This is a genomic window from Alcanivorax sp. VBW004, assembly GCF_009718865.1.
GTDB lineage: Bacteria > Pseudomonadota > Gammaproteobacteria > Pseudomonadales > Alcanivoracaceae > Alcanivorax.
Window position 1 is genome coordinate 3,113,675 of the sequence record NZ_WNHC01000001.1, and the last position, 19,113, is coordinate 3,132,787.

17 protein-coding genes are annotated in these 19,113 nt (G+C 57.9%); 8 read left to right on the forward strand and 9 right to left on the reverse strand.

Annotated elements, in window-relative coordinates:
• Positions 1-67 precede the first annotated feature (67 nt).
• A complete protein-coding gene (locus F1529_RS14170) occupies positions 68-2,233 on the reverse strand; it encodes a 3-hydroxyacyl-CoA dehydrogenase NAD-binding domain-containing protein (protein WP_155135581.1) in 2,166 nt (721 codons plus the stop codon).
• Positions 2,234-2,262: 29 nt separating this feature from the next.
• Positions 2,263-3,474: an acetyl-CoA C-acetyltransferase gene (locus tag F1529_RS14175; protein ID WP_007149222.1), complete on the reverse strand. Its 1,212-nt coding sequence runs from the start codon at positions 3,472-3,474 to the stop codon at positions 2,263-2,265.
• A 244-nt stretch (positions 3,475-3,718) separates the two neighbouring features.
• On the opposite strand from F1529_RS14175, the gene F1529_RS14180 reads away from it, so the two are divergent.
• Together F1529_RS14180 and F1529_RS14185 are read left to right on the forward strand one after the other, a co-directional pair.
• The gene (locus F1529_RS14180) at positions 3,719-4,474 is read left to right on the forward strand and encodes a glutathione S-transferase N-terminal domain-containing protein (RefSeq protein WP_155135584.1); all 756 of its coding nucleotides are present in this window, start codon (positions 3,719-3,721) and stop codon (positions 4,472-4,474) included.
• Between the two features lie 170 nt (positions 4,475-4,644).
• Positions 4,645-4,803, forward strand: a complete 159-nt coding sequence (locus F1529_RS14185; protein ID WP_007148904.1) for a hypothetical protein — start codon at positions 4,645-4,647, stop codon at positions 4,801-4,803.
• Between the two features lie 124 nt (positions 4,804-4,927).
• On the opposite strand, the gene F1529_RS14190 is transcribed toward F1529_RS14185, so the two are convergent.
• Positions 4,928-5,248, reverse strand: a complete 321-nt coding sequence (locus F1529_RS14190; protein ID WP_155135587.1) for a hypothetical protein — start codon at positions 5,246-5,248, stop codon at positions 4,928-4,930.
• A 95-nt stretch (positions 5,249-5,343) separates the two neighbouring features.
• Here F1529_RS14190 and smrA point away from each other — a divergent pair, with 95 nt between their 5' ends.
• On the forward strand, positions 5,344-5,934 hold the full coding sequence (gene smrA / locus F1529_RS14195; RefSeq protein WP_155135590.1) for a DNA endonuclease SmrA: 591 nt from the start codon (positions 5,344-5,346) through the stop codon (positions 5,932-5,934).
• A 98-nt stretch (positions 5,935-6,032) separates the two neighbouring features.
• On the opposite strand, the gene sthA is transcribed toward smrA, so the two are convergent.
• A complete protein-coding gene (sthA, locus tag F1529_RS14200) occupies positions 6,033-7,430 on the reverse strand; it encodes a Si-specific NAD(P)(+) transhydrogenase (protein ID WP_155135593.1) in 1,398 nt (465 codons plus the stop codon).
• 94 nt (positions 7,431-7,524) lie between these two features.
• Between sthA and F1529_RS14205 the strand changes: the two genes are divergently transcribed.
• On the forward strand, positions 7,525-7,815 hold the full coding sequence (locus tag F1529_RS14205) for a hypothetical protein (RefSeq protein ID WP_155135596.1): 291 nt from the start codon (positions 7,525-7,527) through the stop codon (positions 7,813-7,815).
• Here the strand turns inward: F1529_RS14205 and F1529_RS14210 are convergent.
• The 3 genes from F1529_RS14210 to F1529_RS14220 all read right to left on the reverse strand — a co-directional run bounded on the left by F1529_RS14210 (position 7,780) and on the right by F1529_RS14220 (position 13,974).
• Positions 7,780-12,084: a choice-of-anchor Q domain-containing protein gene (locus tag F1529_RS14210; RefSeq protein WP_155135599.1), complete on the reverse strand. Its 4,305-nt coding sequence runs from the start codon at positions 12,082-12,084 to the stop codon at positions 7,780-7,782. The two genes, F1529_RS14205 and F1529_RS14210, sit on opposite strands and share 36 nt — an antisense overlap.
• Before the next feature lie 185 nt (positions 12,085-12,269).
• Entirely contained in the window at positions 12,270-12,959 is a 690-nt protein-coding gene (gene hda / locus F1529_RS14215; protein WP_007149351.1) for a DnaA regulatory inactivator Hda, read from the reverse strand.
• 4 nt (positions 12,960-12,963) lie between these two features.
• Positions 12,964-13,974 (reverse strand): DUF2066 domain-containing protein, encoded by a 1,011-nt coding sequence (locus F1529_RS14220; protein ID WP_155135602.1) that lies wholly within the window; start codon positions 13,972-13,974, stop codon positions 12,964-12,966.
• Between the two features lie 227 nt (positions 13,975-14,201).
• Between F1529_RS14220 and purM the strand changes: the two genes are divergently transcribed.
• The 4 genes from purM to F1529_RS14240 are packed head-to-tail and all read left to right on the forward strand — an operon-like array spanning position 14,202 to position 17,338.
• The gene (gene purM / locus F1529_RS14225) at positions 14,202-15,245 is read left to right on the forward strand and encodes a phosphoribosylformylglycinamidine cyclo-ligase (RefSeq protein ID WP_155135605.1); all 1,044 of its coding nucleotides are present in this window, start codon (positions 14,202-14,204) and stop codon (positions 15,243-15,245) included.
• A complete protein-coding gene (purN, locus tag F1529_RS14230) occupies positions 15,242-15,883 on the forward strand; it encodes a phosphoribosylglycinamide formyltransferase (protein WP_370457032.1) in 642 nt (213 codons plus the stop codon). The genes purM and purN overlap by 4 nt, the downstream gene beginning before the upstream one ends.
• The gene (locus F1529_RS14235) at positions 15,843-16,592 is read left to right on the forward strand and encodes a DUF3108 domain-containing protein (RefSeq protein WP_007150810.1); all 750 of its coding nucleotides are present in this window, start codon (positions 15,843-15,845) and stop codon (positions 16,590-16,592) included. Before purN ends, F1529_RS14235 begins: the two co-directional genes overlap by 41 nt.
• A 2-nt stretch (positions 16,593-16,594) precedes the next feature.
• On the forward strand, positions 16,595-17,338 hold the full coding sequence (locus F1529_RS14240) for a DUF3108 domain-containing protein (RefSeq protein ID WP_370457033.1): 744 nt from the start codon (positions 16,595-16,597) through the stop codon (positions 17,336-17,338).
• Here F1529_RS14240 and dcd read toward each other — a convergent pair.
• Entirely contained in the window at positions 17,335-17,904 is a 570-nt protein-coding gene (dcd, locus tag F1529_RS14245; RefSeq protein ID WP_007150841.1) for a dCTP deaminase, read from the reverse strand. The two genes, F1529_RS14240 and dcd, sit on opposite strands and share 4 nt — an antisense overlap.
• A 113-nt stretch (positions 17,905-18,017) precedes the next feature.
• Entirely contained in the window at positions 18,018-19,103 is a 1,086-nt protein-coding gene (gene apbC / locus F1529_RS14250; RefSeq protein WP_230457803.1) for an iron-sulfur cluster carrier protein ApbC, read from the reverse strand.
• Between the last annotated feature and the right edge of the window lie 10 nt (positions 19,104-19,113).

Below are 19,113 nucleotides of genomic sequence, written 5' to 3' on the forward strand. Positions count from 1 at the left end.
CCTCGGGCAGCTATAAAAAAAGCCCGGCTGGATAAGCCGGGCTTTTTATGGAGCGCAATCTCAAGGGTTACTTGTAGATTTCGCCTTTTTCCGCTTTTTCTACCAGTGAAGCCGGCGGGTTGAAGCGCTCGCCGTAGAGCTTGGCCAGCTCCTGAGCCCGCGCAACAAAACCACGCAAACCACCTTCGTACTGGTTGATGTACTGCATCACACCACCCGTCCAGGCCGGGAAACCAATCCCGAAGATAGAACCGATGTTGGCATCCGCCACAGAGTCCATCACGCCTTCATCAAAGCACTTCACCGCTTCGAGGGACTCGATGAACATCATCCGTTCCTTGATGTCTTCGAACGGCATGTCCTTGCTGCCACCGAACGCATCGGCCAGACCGGACCACAGGTGCTTCTTGCCATTTTCCGGATACTCGTAGAAGCCTTTACCCTGCAGCTTGCCCGGGCGATCCAGCTCTTCGACCATCTTCTTCATGACCACTTCTGCCGGGTGCTCTGCGGGGGGCTCAGTCCCTTCACGCTTGGCATCATCACGGGCCGCTTTACCGATTTTCAGTGCGGTTTCCATGTTGATTTCATCGATCAGGTTCAGGGTACCCACCGGGTAACCCGCCTGCATGGCCGCCTGTTCAATGGACTGGGCATTGACGCCTTCACCCAGCATGGCGATCCCTTCATTGGCGAAGGTACCGATCACACGGGTGGTAAAGAAACCACGGGCGTCGTTGACCACGATCGGGGTCTTCTTGATCTGCAGACAGTAATCGTAGGTCCTGGCCAGTGCTTCCGGGCAGGTGTCCTTGCCACAGATAATTTCCACCAGCGGCATCTTGTCTACCGGGCTGAAGAAATGGATACCGATAAAGTTATCTTTTTTCTTCACACCTTTGGCCAGGCCGGTAATCGGCAAGGAGGAGGTGTTGGAGCCCAGTACCGCATCCGGATTAACCACGTCTTCGATTTCCTGGAACACCTTGTGCTTCAGCTCGGTGTTTTCAAACACGGCTTCAATCACGAAGTCCACGCCATCCAGGTCTTTGGCATCTGCAGTGGCAGTAATGCGGCCGAGGATCTCTTCTTTCTTCTCCTCGGTCATCTTGCCTTTGGAGATTTCCTTGTCGAGAAGCTTGCGGGAGTAATCTTTACCCTTCTGCGCGTTCTCGGCAGAAATATCCTTCAACACCACCTGAGATCCGGAGCGGGCCGTTACATAAGCCACGCCTGCACCCATCATGCCGGCACCCAGAACACCCACTTTCTCGGCGCGGAATTTTTCAATGCCATCGGGACGGCTGGCACCACCATTAATGGCCTGCAGGTTGAAGAAGAACGCAGTGATCATGTTCTTGGCAACCTGACTGGTCACCAGTGACACGAAATAACGGCCTTCGATAAGAGAGGCGTTATCGAAATCTACCGCTGCGCCTTCGATGGCCGCAGACATGATCGCCAGCGGCGCCGGGTAGTTGGCACCCTTGAGCTGCTTCTTCAGGTTTGCCGGGAAAGCCGGCAGGTTAACGGCAAATTTCGGGTTCTTCGGGTCACCGCCCGGAATCTTGTAGCCCTTCTGGTCCCAGGGTTGCTGAGCCTTCGGGTTTGCCTTGATCCACTCGCGAGCCTTGGCCATCATCGCATCGCGATCCGCCACCAGCTCGTCAATCAGACCAATTTTCTGGGCTTTATCCGCTTTCATGCGCTGACCCTGCATCAGCACCTTCATCAGGCCATCCTGGATACCCAGCATGCGGACGATACGGGTCACGCCACCGCCGCCGGGCAACAGGCCCAGAGATACTTCCGGCAGACCGAACTGGGCGGATTTGTCATTGATGGCAACGCGGTGATGACAGGCCAGTGCGATTTCCAGACCGCCACCCAGAGCCGTGCCGTTCATGGCAGCGACCACAGGCTTGCCCAGTGTTTCCAGGACCCGCAGCTGACCCTTGATCTCGGTCACACCGGCCAGAAATTGCGGGCCATCTTCCTTGCGCGCCTTCAGCAGATCACGCAGGTCACCGCCCGCAAAAAAGGTTTTCTTGGCAGAGGTAATGATCACCCCGGCAATCTCGTCTTTCTCTTTTTCCAGACGCTCGACCACCGCCGCCATGGACTTGCCGTACAGCTCGTTCATGGTATTGGCAGACTGGTTGGGATCATCCAGGGTCAGAACGACGATATTGTCCGCGTCTTTTTCCCAACGAATAGCAGTTTGTTCACTCATATCTTTACTCCGAAATCGTTCGACGCGGCTTACAGACGCTCGATGATGGTGGCGATACCCATGCCACCGCCCACACACAAGGTGCACAATGCGAACTTCTTGTCGCGGCGCTCGAGTTCATCCAGTGCGGTGCCCAGAATCATGGCACCAGTGGCACCCAGCGGGTGACCCATGGCGATGGAGCCGCCATTGACGTTGGTGATATCCGGGGTGATATCCATGTCTTTCATGAAGCGCATGGCCACCGCCGCAAAGGCTTCGTTGATTTCCCACAGATCGATGTCGCTGGCTTTCAGGCCGGCTTTTGCCAGCGCCTTCTTGGCAGCCGGGCCAGGCCCCGTGAGCATGATGGTTGGATCGGCACCACTGATAGCGGTGCAAACGACCCGGGCACGGGCCTTCATGCCGTAATCCTTGCCCACTTTCTCGTTACCAAGCACTACCAGAGAAGCACCATCTACGATGCCTGAGGAGTTACCCGCGTGGTGAACGTGGTTAATCTTTTCCAGCCAGTGATACTTCTGCAAAGCAACCGCATCAAAACCGCCCATTTCGCCCATCATGGCGAAAGACGGGTTCAGCCCGGCCAGCGCATCGGCGGTGGTACCCGCACGAACGTGTTCGTCCTGGGCCAGTACCGTCATGCCATTGAGGTCTTTCACCGGCACTACGGATTTTTCGAAATAACCCTTTTCCCAGGCATTGGCAGCGCGGGACTGGGACTGAGCAGCGAACTCGTCCACATCACGGCGGCTCCAGCCCTCGATGGTGGCGATCAGATCGGCGCCGATCCCCTGGGGAACAAAGCCAGTCTCATAGTTGGTGATCGGATCCATCGCCCAGGCACCACCGTCGGAGCCCATGGGGATACGGCTCATGGATTCCACGCCACCGGCGAGAATCAGGTCATCCCAACCGGATGCCACTTTCTGGGCACCGGTATTCACCGCTTCCAGGCCGGACGCGCAGAAACGGTTCAGCTGATAACCCGCCACGGTATCCGGCAGACCCGCTGCCAGCGCCGCCGTCTTGGCAATACAGGCACCCTGGTCACCGACCGGGGTCACCACACCCAACAGCACATCATCAATGCGGTTGGTGTCCATATTCGGGAAACGGTCTTTTACTTCGTCGATCAGGCCTACTACGAGATCCAGCGGCTTAACCGTATGCAAAGAGCCATCTTTCTTGCCCCGACCACGGGGAGTACGAATGGCATCATAGATATAGGCTTCGGTCATGGAACCTTCCTCTTGCCTCAGGCATGTATCAGCGTTTGCTGACGGGTTATGAAGGGCTTGGGAGCCCGGTATAGGGTGGCAAGAGTGCCCCAGCCACTCCAATGTCTCAATGACAGGAGTTAACAGCGCCCGTGAGCGGAACGGGCAAGGCTGCAAGTCATTGAAAAGCTTGATGTCCGTGCGGCCAATGAATGTCCCCGATCACATGGTATGGTCGCGCCAATTCGTTTCAGGAGTATTCACCATGTCACACAGCACAGAGGTTTTTCGTTCACTGCTCTCCTCCTCGCTGCAACAGGGCCGCGGTGTTGCCAGCAAAGGCCACAGCAACCGCCCGCAGGAGCCGCTGGAGCTCTACGACATGGAAGGCTGCCCGTTCTGTCGCCTGGTTCGCGAAGCATTAACGGATCTGGACCTGGACGTGATGATGTTCCCCTGCCCGAAAGGTGGCGACCGCTATCGCCCCCTGGTGGAACGGCTGGGCGGCAAGCAGCAATTTCCCTACCTGATGGACCCCAACACCGGCGAAGCCTTGTATGAATCCGCCGCCATCATCAACTACCTCTACCAGCAATATGGTGGCCGGCCGGCCCCGAAAAGCTGGCAATTGCGTCTGCGCACCGCCGCCGCAGTGGCCGCCTCAGCCCCCCGTGGCAGCCGCGGGATCCGCTGCTTGGACAGCCAGGCGCCGGAAAAACCGCTGGAGCTGTATTCTTTCGAAGCCAGCCCCTTTGCACGCCTGGTTCGTGAACGACTGACCGAACTGCAGCTGCCCTACCTGCTACGCCAGTGTGGTCGCGACCAATGGCAGGACTGGGTGCTACCGGTGGTGCGCAAACGCCTTGATATGAACTACGCCCCCAGCCAGCGCAATCGGGTCGATCTGCTGGCCCGGGCCGGCAGAATCGCTGTGCCCTACCTGGTAGACCCGAACACCGGCAAGGAATTGTTCGAATCCGAAGCCATTCTCGACTATCTGGACCAGACCTACGGCCACTGATCACCGCCCTGTTTCGCCATGATGACGAGGTACCGATAAATGGTGCCCCTTTTCCCTTCTACCCCCCACTTTTTAGTGCTATATATCCAATGGCAGGTTGCATTCGTCGCAGTACGGAGCTGACCTGCAAAACGGCAAGTATCCTTTAACGTTGGAAAGAGAGTGGCACCATGAGTCGTCGCCAATTTGATGACTACGACCCGAATGAGTGGGAAGAAGAGCACAAGCGTGCAGAGCGTGAGCGCCGCAAGCGAGACGCCAAGCGTCACAGACATGATGATGAGAAAGGAGAGGAAAGCCGGGACCGCCCACGTCCACAGGCTTACTGATTATATCGCCTTCTGATCAACCCTGGGCGTTACCGGTTTCTCGACGAGGGTTGCCGAAAGAGATAGGGCCCGGTTACTGCTACGCCTTCCCGGCCTTGCAGTAACCGCTGATCGCTCCTCCCCGCTATTCCCCGTAACGGCTCACCAGCTTCGACAGCATGGTTGCGGTCTGCTCGTCTGTTGCCAGACGAAACCCGCCCCGCCAATGGCCATTGTCCAGATAGTTATGCCATAACGGTTCTGCGCTCACATGCAGTTCACGCTGTCCGGACAGGTTGAAAGGCAGCATCAACACCATCTCTTGCAAGGTTTGCGGTGGTACGCCTTTACCCGCCAGGCAAACCCCCTGATCTGTAATATTCAGGATATGACCGATTGGCCGCTGGTCGGCGCACACTCGCACATTAACCCTCAGCCTGGGCCGGCTGAATCGTCGACGTTCCATCACACCCCTCCTTCTCAGGGAGTCTGTTACTCCCAGTCTCCGCCGGCTTTGTGTACCATGCAAGTTAGAGACGATGAATTTTGTGGAGCAGTTCCATGGCCTCCGACGATGATCTGTTTCGCCAGGAGATGGCGGATGTTACGCCGATAAAGCCGGACAACCGGGTTCAAGAACGTACACCCCGTCGTGAACCCTCTATTCGTGAACAATTACGTCGTGCCGCCGCCGTGGACGATCGCAAAGACCGCAACCCGCTGACCGTTCCCGAACAGGTGCAGCCCGTCGGGCCACTGGACATCGTCGGGCTAAAAAAAGATGGCGTGCAGGAAGGCGTGTACCGCAAGTTACGGCTGGGCAAGTATGAGCCTCAAGATGTGCTGGATTTGCACCGGGTTCGCTTGATGGATGCTCACAACCTGGTACAGCAGTTTCTGGAGAATGCCCACAACAATGGCATGCGCACCGTGCTGATCAGCCACGGCAAGGGGCTGCACAGCGAACGGCCCGGCTTTCTGAAAAGTTACGTGTTGCACTGGCTGGAAGAAAGCTACCTGGTGCTGGCCTTTCACAGCACACCCGCCAACCGTGGCGGCAGCGGCGCTACCCAGGTGCTGGTTCGCAAGAACGGGCAGGCCCGCCAACGCAACCGGGAGTTCTTTATTGAAGCGGGAAAACACCAGAGATAGTTTAGCGTTCAAAGTTGAAAAGCGCGGACAAGGTGCCTGCCGGTAAAACCGGGCCCCCTCGCACTTTTCAACTCTCACCTTTGAACTTTCACTTCTCTTTATCGCTTGATCCGGTTCAGCCCATTGATCGCCGCCACCCGATAGGCCTCCGCCATGGTTGGATAGTTGAAGGTGGTATCAATAAAGTACTCCAGCGTGTTGTTTTCACCCGGTTGGCGCATGATCGCCTGGCCCACATGGACGATTTCCATGGCCTGGTAGCCGAAACAGTGAATACCCAACACCGCTAATGTTTCGCGATGAAACAGAATTTTCAACATGCCCACCCGTTCGCCGGTAATTTGCGCCCGGGCCAGGTTCTTGAAGAAAGCCTGGCCCACATCATAGGGCACCTTGGCTTCGGTCAATTCCTGCTCGGTTCGCCCAACGCTACTGATACCAGGAATGGTGTAAATTCCCGTGGGCACATCCGTGACCTGGCGCACTTCGTCACCAGCAATGGCAGCCGCACAAAAGCGCCCCTGGTCGTAGGAGGCACTGGCCAGTGATGGCCACCCCACCACATCACCGACGGCATAGAGCGTGTCCATCTCAGTCTGATAGCGCTCATTGACCTTGAGCTGCCCACGACTGTTGGCTTCAACGCCCACGTTTTCCAGGCCAATATTCTGGGTGTTCCCGGAACGGCCGTTACACCATAACAAGGCATCCGCGCGCAGTTTCTTGCCGGATTCCAGCTCCAGCGTTACGCCCTCGTCATCCGCGGTCACCCGTTTGTAGTGTTCCCCCTGGCGAATGGTGCAGCCCTGCTCACGCAGGTGATAGCTAAGCGCATCGGAAATTTCCGTATCCAGAAAATCCAGCAAATGCTCACGGGAGTTCACCAGATCGACCCGGATGCCGAGCCCGGTGAAGATACAGGCATACTCCGAACCGATGACCCCGGCCCCATAAATAAGGATATGCCGCGGCGTATGGTCCATGGTCAGAATGGTATCCGAGTCGTAGATGCGCGGATGAGAGAAGTCCACGTCATCCGGGTGGTAGGGGCGTGACCCCGTGGCAACCAGAATATTGCGGGTTTTCAGCAAGTGCTGACGGCCGGCATGGTCATCGACCTGAACTTCTTGCGGCGACAGGATCTCGCCACGCCCGGCGAACACGGCAACCCGGTTGCGCACATAGAAGTCCGTGCGGACCTGCACCTGGGAGTCGATCACTTCCTGGGTACGGGCAATCAGGTCCTGCCAACGAATTTCGCGGGGCTTGATGATGCCCCGTAGCAAGGGATTCCGCTGAGTACGAATCACCTGGCGCACCTGATGCCGCAACGCCTTGGAGGGAATTGTGCCCCAGTGCGTGCAGTTCCCGCCCAACGACGACTGATCCTCGACGATCGCCACCTTTAGATCTTTCTTGGCCGCCTGCATCGCCGCCGCTTCACCCGCAGGGCCACTACCAATCACCACAAGATCCCAACCGGCACTGATATCCATTCACCTCTCCTTTGCACGAATAGCCAGAGTATAGGGAGGTAGCCGGACAAGCACGAGTTAGACTAGAGTTGGAAATGAAAGAAGGAGCTAGATCATGGATGAAACAAACGCGAAAAAACCCTCACTGGTGGCCCGTAGCGGCCGCAAATCAGGGCACTGGCTGATAGCTCACCCCATGGGCGCGTTGCAGATTCTGCTGGCGATTCTGGCCATCATTATCGTTTTCCAGAACCTGGAACCCACCAGCATCGATATTCTGTTCTGGACCCTGGTGGACATTCCCAAGCTTGTATTGCTGATGTTCAGCATGCTGTTCGGAGCTGTGGTGTGGGAAACCCTGCGTCGGGTGCTACGCCGCCACTCGGCGACGCAGCAAAAGGATTAGCCCACCCAGCATTGCCCAACCAAAACTGCCACCTGACCCGGCAGAGGTTTCATCGTTGGGATAGGAAACCGTAAAGGTGGCCTGCTGCGAAACGGTGCCGCAGTTGGTGTCTTCAACCGTCAGGGTGAAAACATCCTTGAAGGTGTTGTAATTGCTCTGCGGAATATAGGTGACGGTGCCGTTGTCATTGTCGATAAACAAACCGGCGCCCACCACATTGCCGTTTTCATCTTTCTTCGCAAAGCTCGGTGCCTGACTGACAGAAATATCGTAATTGCTCCAATCAATTTCCGCGTCCGGGTCATCCGGATCTGATGCTGTCAGGTTGAACCTCACCGTTGCCCCCGGCTGGTTCATTTTCGACTGGTTGTCCAGAGCGGGCGCCTTGTCGTTGATCGTCATCACCACTGTCGCCGCATCAGTCGCATTGACCGAGACGCCATTGCTGTCCTCAAACGTGTACAGGAACGCCATTTTCAGTGGATTGTCGTCGGTGCTTTGACACACACTGGACTCAAAACCCGTTGTCGTCGGGGGCGTAAAGAGCACTACACATTCATCCGCCACATCCCCGTCTTCGAACAGGTCCGGATTGGCATTAATGACTTTCTGGGAAATGGGCTCGCCACAGCGCAGATCGTAGCCGTCTCGGTCTTCGTTATAATAAAGCCAGACGAAATCAATGATTGCACCATCCACACTCGGATCAGACGCGCCGCTCAGTACATAACGTGTTTTTTCCGTCATGTCCGGTTGGTACTGATCACCAGTGCCCGCATATTTCACCGGATCCGAGCCTGTCACAATCTCGGCATGCTCAAAGGTGAATACATTAGCCAGGAACAGGCTGGGGTCCACCTCATCCAGATAAAGAATCTCGGCCCCATCACTGGCCAGATCATTATCCAGAATATCCACCGCCACCTGGCGATTTGGGCGGTTCTTATTGGTGCCTTCATCGTCGCCGGCGGTGATTTTCTGGTACTCGAAGGCACCCAGATCACAACGACCGCCGGAGGTTCGCGAGATGCCACGCAAATCCACGGAACGGCAACGCAGAGGCGTTCCAGTGCCGCTGACCAGGGTTTCATCATTGCCCTTGTCCACCAGGATGGCGTCGTTTTCCGGGTCACTCATGGACAGGAATGGTGGCGTGTAATCATCCGCCACCCCGTCTTCCCCACTTAATGTGCTATCCAGGTCGGCGCTTCCCAATGATGCCTGGTTATTGCTTTCTGTTGTTGCTCCACAGGCAGCATCGGAAAAAGCGTTGTAGTGGCTTTCGTGCAATACAGTGGCGCCACTGGTGCACGCCGCCCCACTGTCGAAGTAAATGCTGTTGGCCATCTGGATTTCTGAAGGGGCATCGCCGAGATCAATCCCCAATCCTCCGCCGGCATTATTCATGAAGGTACTGTTCATGATGGTCGCCCCCACCACGATGTTGCTCAGATCCAGCGCCGCGCCTTGGGGCGACATATTATCGACAAAAGTGCTGTTGGAAACTGTCACGGAGCCCAGGTTGATATTGGCATCCAGTACACCGCCCTTGGTGACACTGGTATTGGCCTCAAAGGTGCTGTCGACCATGGCCACCGTCACTTTGTCGTTGTTCTGCGTAGTGGTTGAAACTACCCCCCCTGCCACAGCGGCTGTGTTGTTGTACACATAGGCGCGGTTGAACGTCACTAATTTTTCATTCCCCGCATTGGAGCGCACATAGGCCACCCCGGCAGAGGCATCGGCATGGTTGTTGGTAATCACCACACGATCAAAAATCACCGAGCCACCGGTGGTGATCACCGCACCGCTGCCGGCCTCACCGCTACCCGTCGCAACCCCGTCTTCCAGCGTCAGATAGCGGAACGTGACACCGGGATGCCCTGAACTTGGGTTCGGCGGCTCCACTTCGAAAAGACGTTCCGTGCCGTTGCCGATAATTCGGGTCAGCGTTTCTTCATCATCCGCAGGGTCCAGATCGCGCACCCCCTTGCCCACCAACTCCACACTGCCACCCTCAATAATCAGGGTTGTGGCCAGGTGAATCTCGCCTGCCGGAATAAGAATCCGGTCAGACGAGTTGCCGCCATAGGCGCAATCCGGGCTGCCGGAGCCTCCAGCATTTTCCAGCGCTTCGCGTAACGTGCATTTTCCATCGTTGGTAATGGGCGGAAATTGATCGACGAGAGAGTTCACCTCAATATCCACCGCCAACGCAGGACCGCTGAACAAGGCAGAAACCAGAGCTAGCGCTCCCTTTAACGACAGGCGATAGCGGCGAATCAGCCCAGCCAGGGCCAGAAGAGCAAGCATCATGCCGCCCTGGGCGCCAATACTCTTTTTTTCGGTCAATCCACTGGCAGGTTCAGCCACCAGGTTAGTGATTTCACTCTGGTTCTGGCCAAGGTCCGTACCACCGAAAAAGGCGTCCTTGTCTACCTCGTAGCGCAACTGGTCCACGCCGTGGAAAGATGAGCTCGGTGTGTAACGGATGCGGGGATAACCATCGGCATCGATCTCAACTCGAGCCGAGCCTCGACTTGGCTGAGCGACCACTACCAGACAGCGATCCTGGATCGCGTCAGCAATGCAGTCGGTCTCGCCGATATTACACACCCCTTCGGTTACCACTACGTCTTCCAGCAAACCGCAGTCCACTTCGGTATCATTGCGGTCGTTCTCCAGCACATCCGCCAGTACTGACTGGCCACTGATCAGATCGACTTCATCCGGTTGTGCTCGCGCCCGCAGAAATTCCACCGCCCCCACATCACAACGACCCGCCGGGCCACCGCGTGAGTTACCGCGGTTATCGGTTGATTCACACTGGTCCACCGTAGCGGTTTCCGGGCTGGCGCGATCAAACAGACTGGGCGCCATGGGATCACCCGCCAACGCTGCAGGGGTCGGGTTGGGCAGCAAGCCAGGGTAAGGTCCACCGATCTCTTCGGCAGTCATCAGTGTGCAAGCACCAGCGCCAGTACCGGCGCAAGGCACGCGATCCATGCCAAGGAAAATATCCGCTTGCGCGGTATTGGGGTTATTGGTCACGGGCGTGCCCAGGGTCTGCTCTTCAGGCTCCGGGCAATTAGCATCATCGGTAATGGTGAACAGCAGGCGCGCTGCTGCGTCTGCCGGACTGGCCGTGCCGTCCAGCACCGGGCCAGCGCAAGCACCAACACTGTTACCCACCATGACGCTATGCAGAATTATATCGCGCGTTGTCGCATCGGCAGGGTCATCAAACTGGGTTTGCGCCAACGTGAGAGCGACACCATCATTGAAGGCGATAGTCATGTTGGCCAGCACCGCCACGTGATCCGTGGAGACCACGTTAAGCACGCCACCGGTATTATTGACCACCATGCCGTTGGCCAATTCCAGATTCACAGTGGCATCTGGATCCCCATTGATGTGAATAGCGCCGGCATCGGCAGCGCCCGACCCAGCTTCGTTATCGGCCATATAAAAATCATAGCCAATAATCGAACCTTTAAAGGTATCCGAGCTGGCAATAACCGCGCCCACACCGGTGGCGACATTGTTTTCAAAACGCCCGCCTGCGCTGAAGACAAGGCCTGAGCCTTCCTCCAGATACATGGCCCCGCCATTCGTTGCCATGCCCTGATTCATGGACACGTTCGCCGCGATAATGACCGGCCCCATGGCATAAATCAGACCACCATTATCGACACCAGCATTACCATCGGTCAGTTCAAGATTGGTCAGCGACATGGCGCCACCATCGTAGACATGGATCAATCGGGAATTGCCTGCTGCGGTGATCACCGGCAGGGTTTTGCCTTCAGGTTCTTCGAAAGCATCGAGGATCAAATCGAACTTAACCTGGTTGCTCAAGGGCTCGATATCCGTCGCTGTCACCACGGGCGGGTCCACCGACGTGTCTTCGGTGAACTTGATTTGCTCGCCATTGCCGACGGGCAACTCACCCTCGGTCAAGGTATAGACCTTGCCTTCCTGAAGTTTGATGGTATCGCTGGCGCCTCCGGCCTCACAGGCCCCCACGGCAATACGGTAATTGCTGGCATAAAGGGCTTCTCGCAAGGTGCAGGTACCACCGGCGTTGCTGGTCGTCACCTCCCAGTGGGTGGTTTTATCCCAAACGCCATCAGTGTCATCGCCATCCACGGCCACGACAGTAACCACTGCATCACTCGTGTTATTGATTTCATAGACGGTTGCATGGGAGGTGGCCGCAACAATCAAGGCGCAACCAGCAAGGCACTGCTGTAGCCCAAAGTGGCGCATTTTGTTCTCCTGCAGGCTTTTTGCCTGGCGTTATTGTTCTAATGTGGATCTTGCGCTTGCGGGTATACAAATAGAGGCATCGTGTCGCCTGCCAAGCGCGCACGAACGTGTAACCCAATGTAATCAAGCGCAATATATCGCCAATTCAGGTAGCGAACTGTTGTTTATTCGTTAAGCGCCCATTTTTACCACCCCAGCGCATCCTTGACAAAGGGAATCGTGACAGAGCGTTGTTGCGCCAGGGCCAGACGGTCCAGATCGCTCAATAATTCCATCAAGGCGCCAGCGGAACGTTCACTGCGCAATACGATGTAATGGGCCACTTCAGGCTCAAGCCGCAAGCCTCGCGCCCTGGCTCTTTCCTGCAGCAGCGCCTGTAAATCCTCGTCTTCCAGCGACATCAGCCGGTAGACCGGCCCCGCCGCCAGACGAGTAGCCAGATCAGGCAGCATCAAGCCCATGGCTCCCGGCGACGCATTGGCGGTGACCAGTAATCGTCCGCCCAACGACATCAGCCGGTTATAAAGGTGGAACAGAGCTTCTTCCCAGGCAGGCAGGCCGGCAAACAACTGGCAATCATCAATGGCCAGCAATCCGAACTGTTCCATGGATTCCAGCACGTCGGGAACCAGTGGGATGATTTCACTGGCAGGCAGCAGGCAGGCATCCAGACCATTGTGCTGGGCCAGACGCACTGCACCTTCCAGCAAATGGCTTTTGCCCTGCCCGTCACCGGCCCAGAAAAAGGCTTGCCGGTCGACACCTTCCACGGCCTCATGCAGCCCGGCAACGGCTGCGCCATTGGGGCCCGCGTGGAAATTATCCAGGGCATTGCCCTCGCGAAGTTGCAGGGCCAGGGGAAGTTGCGCGCTCATCGAATCAACGCCAGCAGTAATGCCATTGGGGGCCGGCCACCGCCGGATCCGGGCAGGCGCGCAGCTGGGGAGACAGTTCCAGCAGGTTGCGCAGCTGCTCGTCGCTGGCACTGAAATCCAACCCAAAGGTCAGCGTGGTACCGGAGGCCTGTACCAGTGAGGCTCGGCGCATCCCGCTCAGGCCTGCCAGAAACTGCTGTAACGTGAACCAGTCTTGCAGCTGGTCGACCTGATCCACCACCAACAGGGTACGCAAATCGCTTACTGCGCCTTTCACCGCATAGCGGGCGGCCAGCTGGTCGGTGACACGGTCGATCAACGCAGTAACAGCCTCTTCGTCGTTCGCCGTTTTCTCCCGGCCATCTTCCAGAGTGCTTTTGTCTTTCAGGACTCGCCAGCTCACCGTGGCCGGTTCACCCTGGTACAGCACTGCAGCGGCAATCAGCTCATGGGGGTAGCGGCTGGAGGCGTCACGCAATTGCTGATCGAACCGGCCACGGATGTCCGCCACGTTCAAACGCCCCTGATCCTCGCTATCCCACTGCGGGATGACCAGGGTCAGGCCACGTCGCTGGGCTTGCGCAACCAACTGCGCATAAAGCGGATGGCCTTCCACCACCATCTCGCCGCGGCCTGCGCCCTGCTCCACCAGCCAGAGCAGCACCCGGGGCCGGGGCATTCCCCACACCGATGCGCCCTGCTCCGCCATAAAGGCCATCAGGCCATTCACGTCATAACGGGCCTGCAAGGCACTGCTGCCATCATCCAGCGTGTTGTAATCGTAGCGGGTCACCCAACGATCCAGCCGCGAAGCGGCTTCACTGGCCACAGCCTCACTGAGTACATCCCGCTGCCCACTCAGACGCACCAGCATCTGCTCCAGGCCCTCGGCCAGCGCGTCCTGCCGCTGCGCGTCGCCACGGCCATCCACCGGCACCTGCACTGTATCCAGCGATTCCGCCTGGGCCAGCAGGCTCCATCCCAACAACACGGCCAACAATCCAATAAAACGCATGGGCGCTCATTCCAACCGAAAATTCAAGCGCGCTATTATCACCTATTCACCTCAGCCACGCGAACCCGTTTCCGGCAAATTACAGGGCAAATCACTGAGCGAAGCGACCTTCTCCGTCAGACGAAACCCGCTTTCGCTGAGTTTAACGCCCCAAGGCGTCACGCAGAGGTTCCCCAGCAGGCAGGCCCGTTGCTAGAATACGCGCCTTCACCAACCCGGAGCCCCCCATGACCGAACAGAAACGGCCACTGACGTACCGTGACGCAGGTGTCGATATCGACGCCGGTAACGAGCTGGTTAAACGCATCGCCCCTGTTGCCAAGCGGACCCGTCGCCCGGAAGTGCTGGGCGGTCTCGGCGGTTTCGGCGCCCTCTGCGAGTTGCCCACCAAGTACAAAAACCCGGTTCTGGTGGCAGGTACTGACGGTGTGGGTACCAAGCTGCGGTTGGCCATCGACCACAACCGTCATGAAAAAGTGGGGGTAGACCTGGTCGCCATGTGCGTTAACGACCTGATCGTGGGCGGGGCCGAACCCCTGTTCTTCCTGGATTACTACGCCACCGGCAAGCTGGACGTGGAAATCGCCACCAGCGTGGTCACCGGTATTGGCGAAGGCTGCGAACTGGCTGGCTGCGCGTTGATCGGCGGCGAAACGGCGGAAATGCCCGGCATGTACGAGGGCGAAGACTACGATCTGGCCGGCTTCTGCGTCGGCGTGGTGGAAAAAGACGGCGTACTGGATGGCAGCAAGGTGGAAGCCGGCGACAAGCTGATCGCCCTGGGCGCCTCCGGCCCTCACTCCAACGGCTACTCCCTGATCCGCCGCATCATGGCCCAGGCAGACACTGACATCGATCTGGACGGCAAGCCGTTGATCGAGCACCTGCTGGAACCCACCCGCATTTACGTTAAGCCCCTGCTCAAGTTGATTGAACAGGTGCCAGTCCACGCCATGGCACACATCACTGGCGGAGGCCTGCCAGAAAACCTGCCGCGGGTGCTACCGGACAACGTCCGTGCCGTGATCGACACCAAGAGCTGGGAATTCCCCGCCGTGTTCCAATGGTTGCAGCAGGAAGGCCAGGTACCCGCCTTTGAGATGTACCGCACCTTCAACTGCGGCGTCGGCATGGTCATCGCTGTCCCCGCCAGCCACGTGGACGACGCCCTCGCCCTGCTGGAAGCCGAAGGCGAAAACGCCTTCCTGATCGGCGAAATCCAGGCCGGCGACGGCGAGCCGGACGTAGTGTTGGACGGACTGCCAGAGTGACACACCAGCTGGCGGTATTGATCAGCGGCTCAGGCACCAACCTGCAAGCGATCATGGATGCCCAAAAAACAGGTACCCTCGACGCCGAGATTGCCGTGGTATTTTCCAATCGCGCCAACGCCGCCGGCCTCGAGCGGGCCGCACAGGCGGGCATCCCCACCGCCAGCCTGGATCATCGCGACTACCCGGACCGGGAGCAGTTCGACCAGGCCATGATCGAGGTGCTCACCCCCTACGCCCCGGATACCGTCGTGCTGGCCGGTTTCATGCGCATCCTTTCAGCTGTCTTTGTCCGCCATTACGCCGGGCAACTGATCAACATCCACCCGTCCCTGTTGCCCAAATATCGCGGGCTGAATACCCATGCCCGCGCCCTGGAAGCCGGCGACAGCGAACACGGCTGCTCCATTCACTTCGTCACTGAAGAGCTGGATGGCGGCCCACTGATTGCCCAGGCCCCCATTGCGGTGCATGCGAACGATACCGTTGATTCCCTGTCCAAGCGTGTACAACAACGCGAACACCTGCTCTATCCTCAAGTGCTGCAATGGCGGGCACGAGATAGACTGGAACTGACTGACAACGGAGTCCTACTGGATGGGAAGCCACTCCCTGCGCAGGGTTACGCACTGGCGTAACCCTCTACGCACACCCCTGATTTTCGCTGGTATCCTGCTGGCGAATCTGGCCTTTTCTTCCGCCGCCACCGGGGACGAAACGCCATCACCGTTCCGTCTGGACTACCGCCTGAAAAGCGAAGGCATTCCATTCAGCATCGTCGCCACCCGCTCTCTCAGCCAGGTTCAGGACGGGCTCTGGAAAATGGAAGTCCACGCCAAAAACTGGCTCGGCGAGATTCGCGAAACCGCCCTGTTCAACTGGCAAGGCTGCACCCCGCTGAGCAATTACTACGGTTACGAGCGCCGCGGACTGGGCAAGGTCAAAGAGGCCAAGCTGCATATTGATCGCCAGACCGGCGTGGCCGCCAGCGAACGTACCGACAAACCCATGCGCAGCTACGACGTGAGCGACAACGCCACCGATGAACTCTCCGTCTCCCTGGCCCTGCAGTGCGAATTGCGCGACGGCGCCAAAGAAATAGAACTGCAGGTGGCCGATGAACGTGCGCAGAAAACCCACCACTACACCGTCACTGGCGCGGAAACACTGACCATCGACGGCGACAAGGTGAAAACACTGAAAGTGCAGCGCCAACGCGGCAAGAACAGCGACCGGCAGACCTACATGTGGTTCGCACCGGGTCATGACTATACGCTGGTGCAGCTGATGCAGAAGAACGACGATGGCGAACACCTGATGACCCTGCAATCACTGAAAGGACTCTGAGCGTGCGGTTGATTTCACTTTTGCTGGTGCTGGCCAGCAGCCTGGCCACAGCCAACGAACCCCTGGCCCCCTTTTCTGCCGAGTTCCGTATTTATGTGAACAAGCTGCCTACCCCAGTCAAAGCCGAACTGGTGCTGGAACCGGCAGAGGGCGACGACTACTACCATATGTTGCTCAAGGCGAAATCGTTTCTGCTCAGCAACACCGAGGAAAGCTATTTTCACTGGCGTGACTGCCAGCCCCGCACAGCGCGCTACGTGCATGAGTTCAAAGGGTTCGGTCAGCGGCGCTTCCACCACATGGATTTTGAGTGGAACCCGCCACGGGTGCACAACGAATCCGAAGACGACAAGGAAAGCCTGGATATTCCCGACGACACACTGGATGAGCTGACGATTCTGCTACGCGGGCGCTGCGTGTTTGCCACCGGCGACAAATCTTACTCGGTGACCAGCGTGTACGGCGACAAAGTGCGCGAGCATCATTTTGAAGTGATCGACAGGGAAATCCTGAAAACACCGCTGGGCAAACTGGATACCCTGCTGGTGGAAAAGAAGCGCACCGGGGACAGCAAAGAAAAACGGCGCACCCTGTTCTGGGTAGCGCCGCAGCTGGATTACATGGTGGTGCAGGCAAAACACATTGAGAGCACCCTGTTGAAAGCCGAGATGATCATGATCGACTACAACGGCCCGGAACTGGAACCCGAATCAACGCCCGCTGATTCCCAGGCTGCTGCAGACTAGGCCCGTGGCAGGGTCACACCACGCTGGCCCTGGTACTTGCCGCCCCGATCCATGTAGGAGGTTTCACACACCTCATCGGACTCGAAGAACAACATCTGCGCCACGCCTTCGTGGGCATAAATTTTTGCCGGCAGCGTCGTGGTGTTGGAAAACTCCAGCGTCACATGCCCTTCCCACTCGGGTTCCAGCGGCGTGACATTAACGATAATGCCGCACCGTGCGTAAGTGGATTTGCCCAGGCAAATGGTGAGCACATTTCGGGGAATGCGAAAATATTCCACCGTGCGGGCCAGCGCAAAAGAGTTCGGCGGAATAATGCAATACTCCCCCTTCACATCCACAAAGCTGCGTTCATCGAACGCTTTCGGGTCCACCGTGGCGGAGTGGATATTGGTGAACACCTTGAACTCGTCGGCACAGCGCACATCGTAGCCGTAGCTGGAGACGCCATAGGAGATCAGCTTTTCGCCGTTCTCATCCGCGCGAATCTGCCCGGCCTGAAATGGCTCGATCATGCCTGTCTCAGCAGCCATGCGGGAAATCCAGCGATCCGATTTAATAGTCATTTACGCCTCAATGTTCCAAAGTGGTTAGCGTGCAAGCGGCCAATGGTATAGACGCCGGACGCCGGATGCCAGATGTCTGACGCAGCCGACCGGCCCCCTCATCGGGCTCTTGTTCAATGCTGCGTCACACTGGGAAACGCCCGCTTGCCGACTTCCGTCAGTGATAGCCGGGCCGCCAGGCGCCGGGCTGCTGCCCGGTAAAGTGCAGCCTCGTCACTGTCGGGGAACGCCTGCATCACCGGTTCGCCCTTGTCTGCCTGCTCGCGGATGCGCAGGGACAATGGCAGCGCAGCCAACACCTCAGTGTCATAATCCGCTGCCATCTTGTCGCCACCGCCCTGACCGAAAATAGCCTCCTGATGCCCGCACTGGCTACAGACATGCATGGCCATGTTTTCCAGGATTCCCAGCACCCGGATGTCCACCTTGCGGAACATTTCCACGCCCTTGATGGCATCCAGCAACGCAATATCCTGCGGCGTGGTAATCACCACGGCACCGGCTACGGGGATTTTCTGGGCCAGCGTCAGCTGGATGTCCCCGGTGCCGGGGGGCAAATCCACCAACAGATAGTCCAGCTCATGCCAGCGGGTCTGTTCCATCATCTGCACCAGCGCGCCGCTGGCCTTGGGCCCACGCCACACCACCGGTGTCTGCTTTGTGGTCAGGTACCCCATGGACATGGTCTGCAAACCGTAGGCGTCCACCGGCACAAAGAATTTGCCTTCCAGCACTTGTGGGCGCGTACCGTCGGGCAGCCCCAGCATCAACGGCTGGCTGGGCCCGAACACGTCCGCGTCCAGCAACCCAACACGGGCGCCCTCCGCCTGTAATGCCAGCGCCAGATTCACCGCCGAAGTGGATTTGCCCACCCCGCCCTTGCCGGACGCAACGGCGATGATATTAGCGACCTGGTCCCGCGCCGGCAGGCTGCTTTGCGCCCGGTGCGGCACAATGCGACTTTCCACCGTCACTGACAGGGAGCGCTGCTCCAGCACCGGGGCCATGTGGGCGTGAATGGCATCAATCAGCGCGTCACGAATACTGTCGCAGGGATAACCCAGAGTCACCGTGGCCGTCACGGCAGCATCGCTCAACTGAAACGCACTGATGCCATTCACCTGATTCAGGCTGACACCCAGATCCTCGGGAATAAAATCGCCCAGGTGCTGTCGAATCTGCTGCTCCGATTTATCCATGGCTGAACTC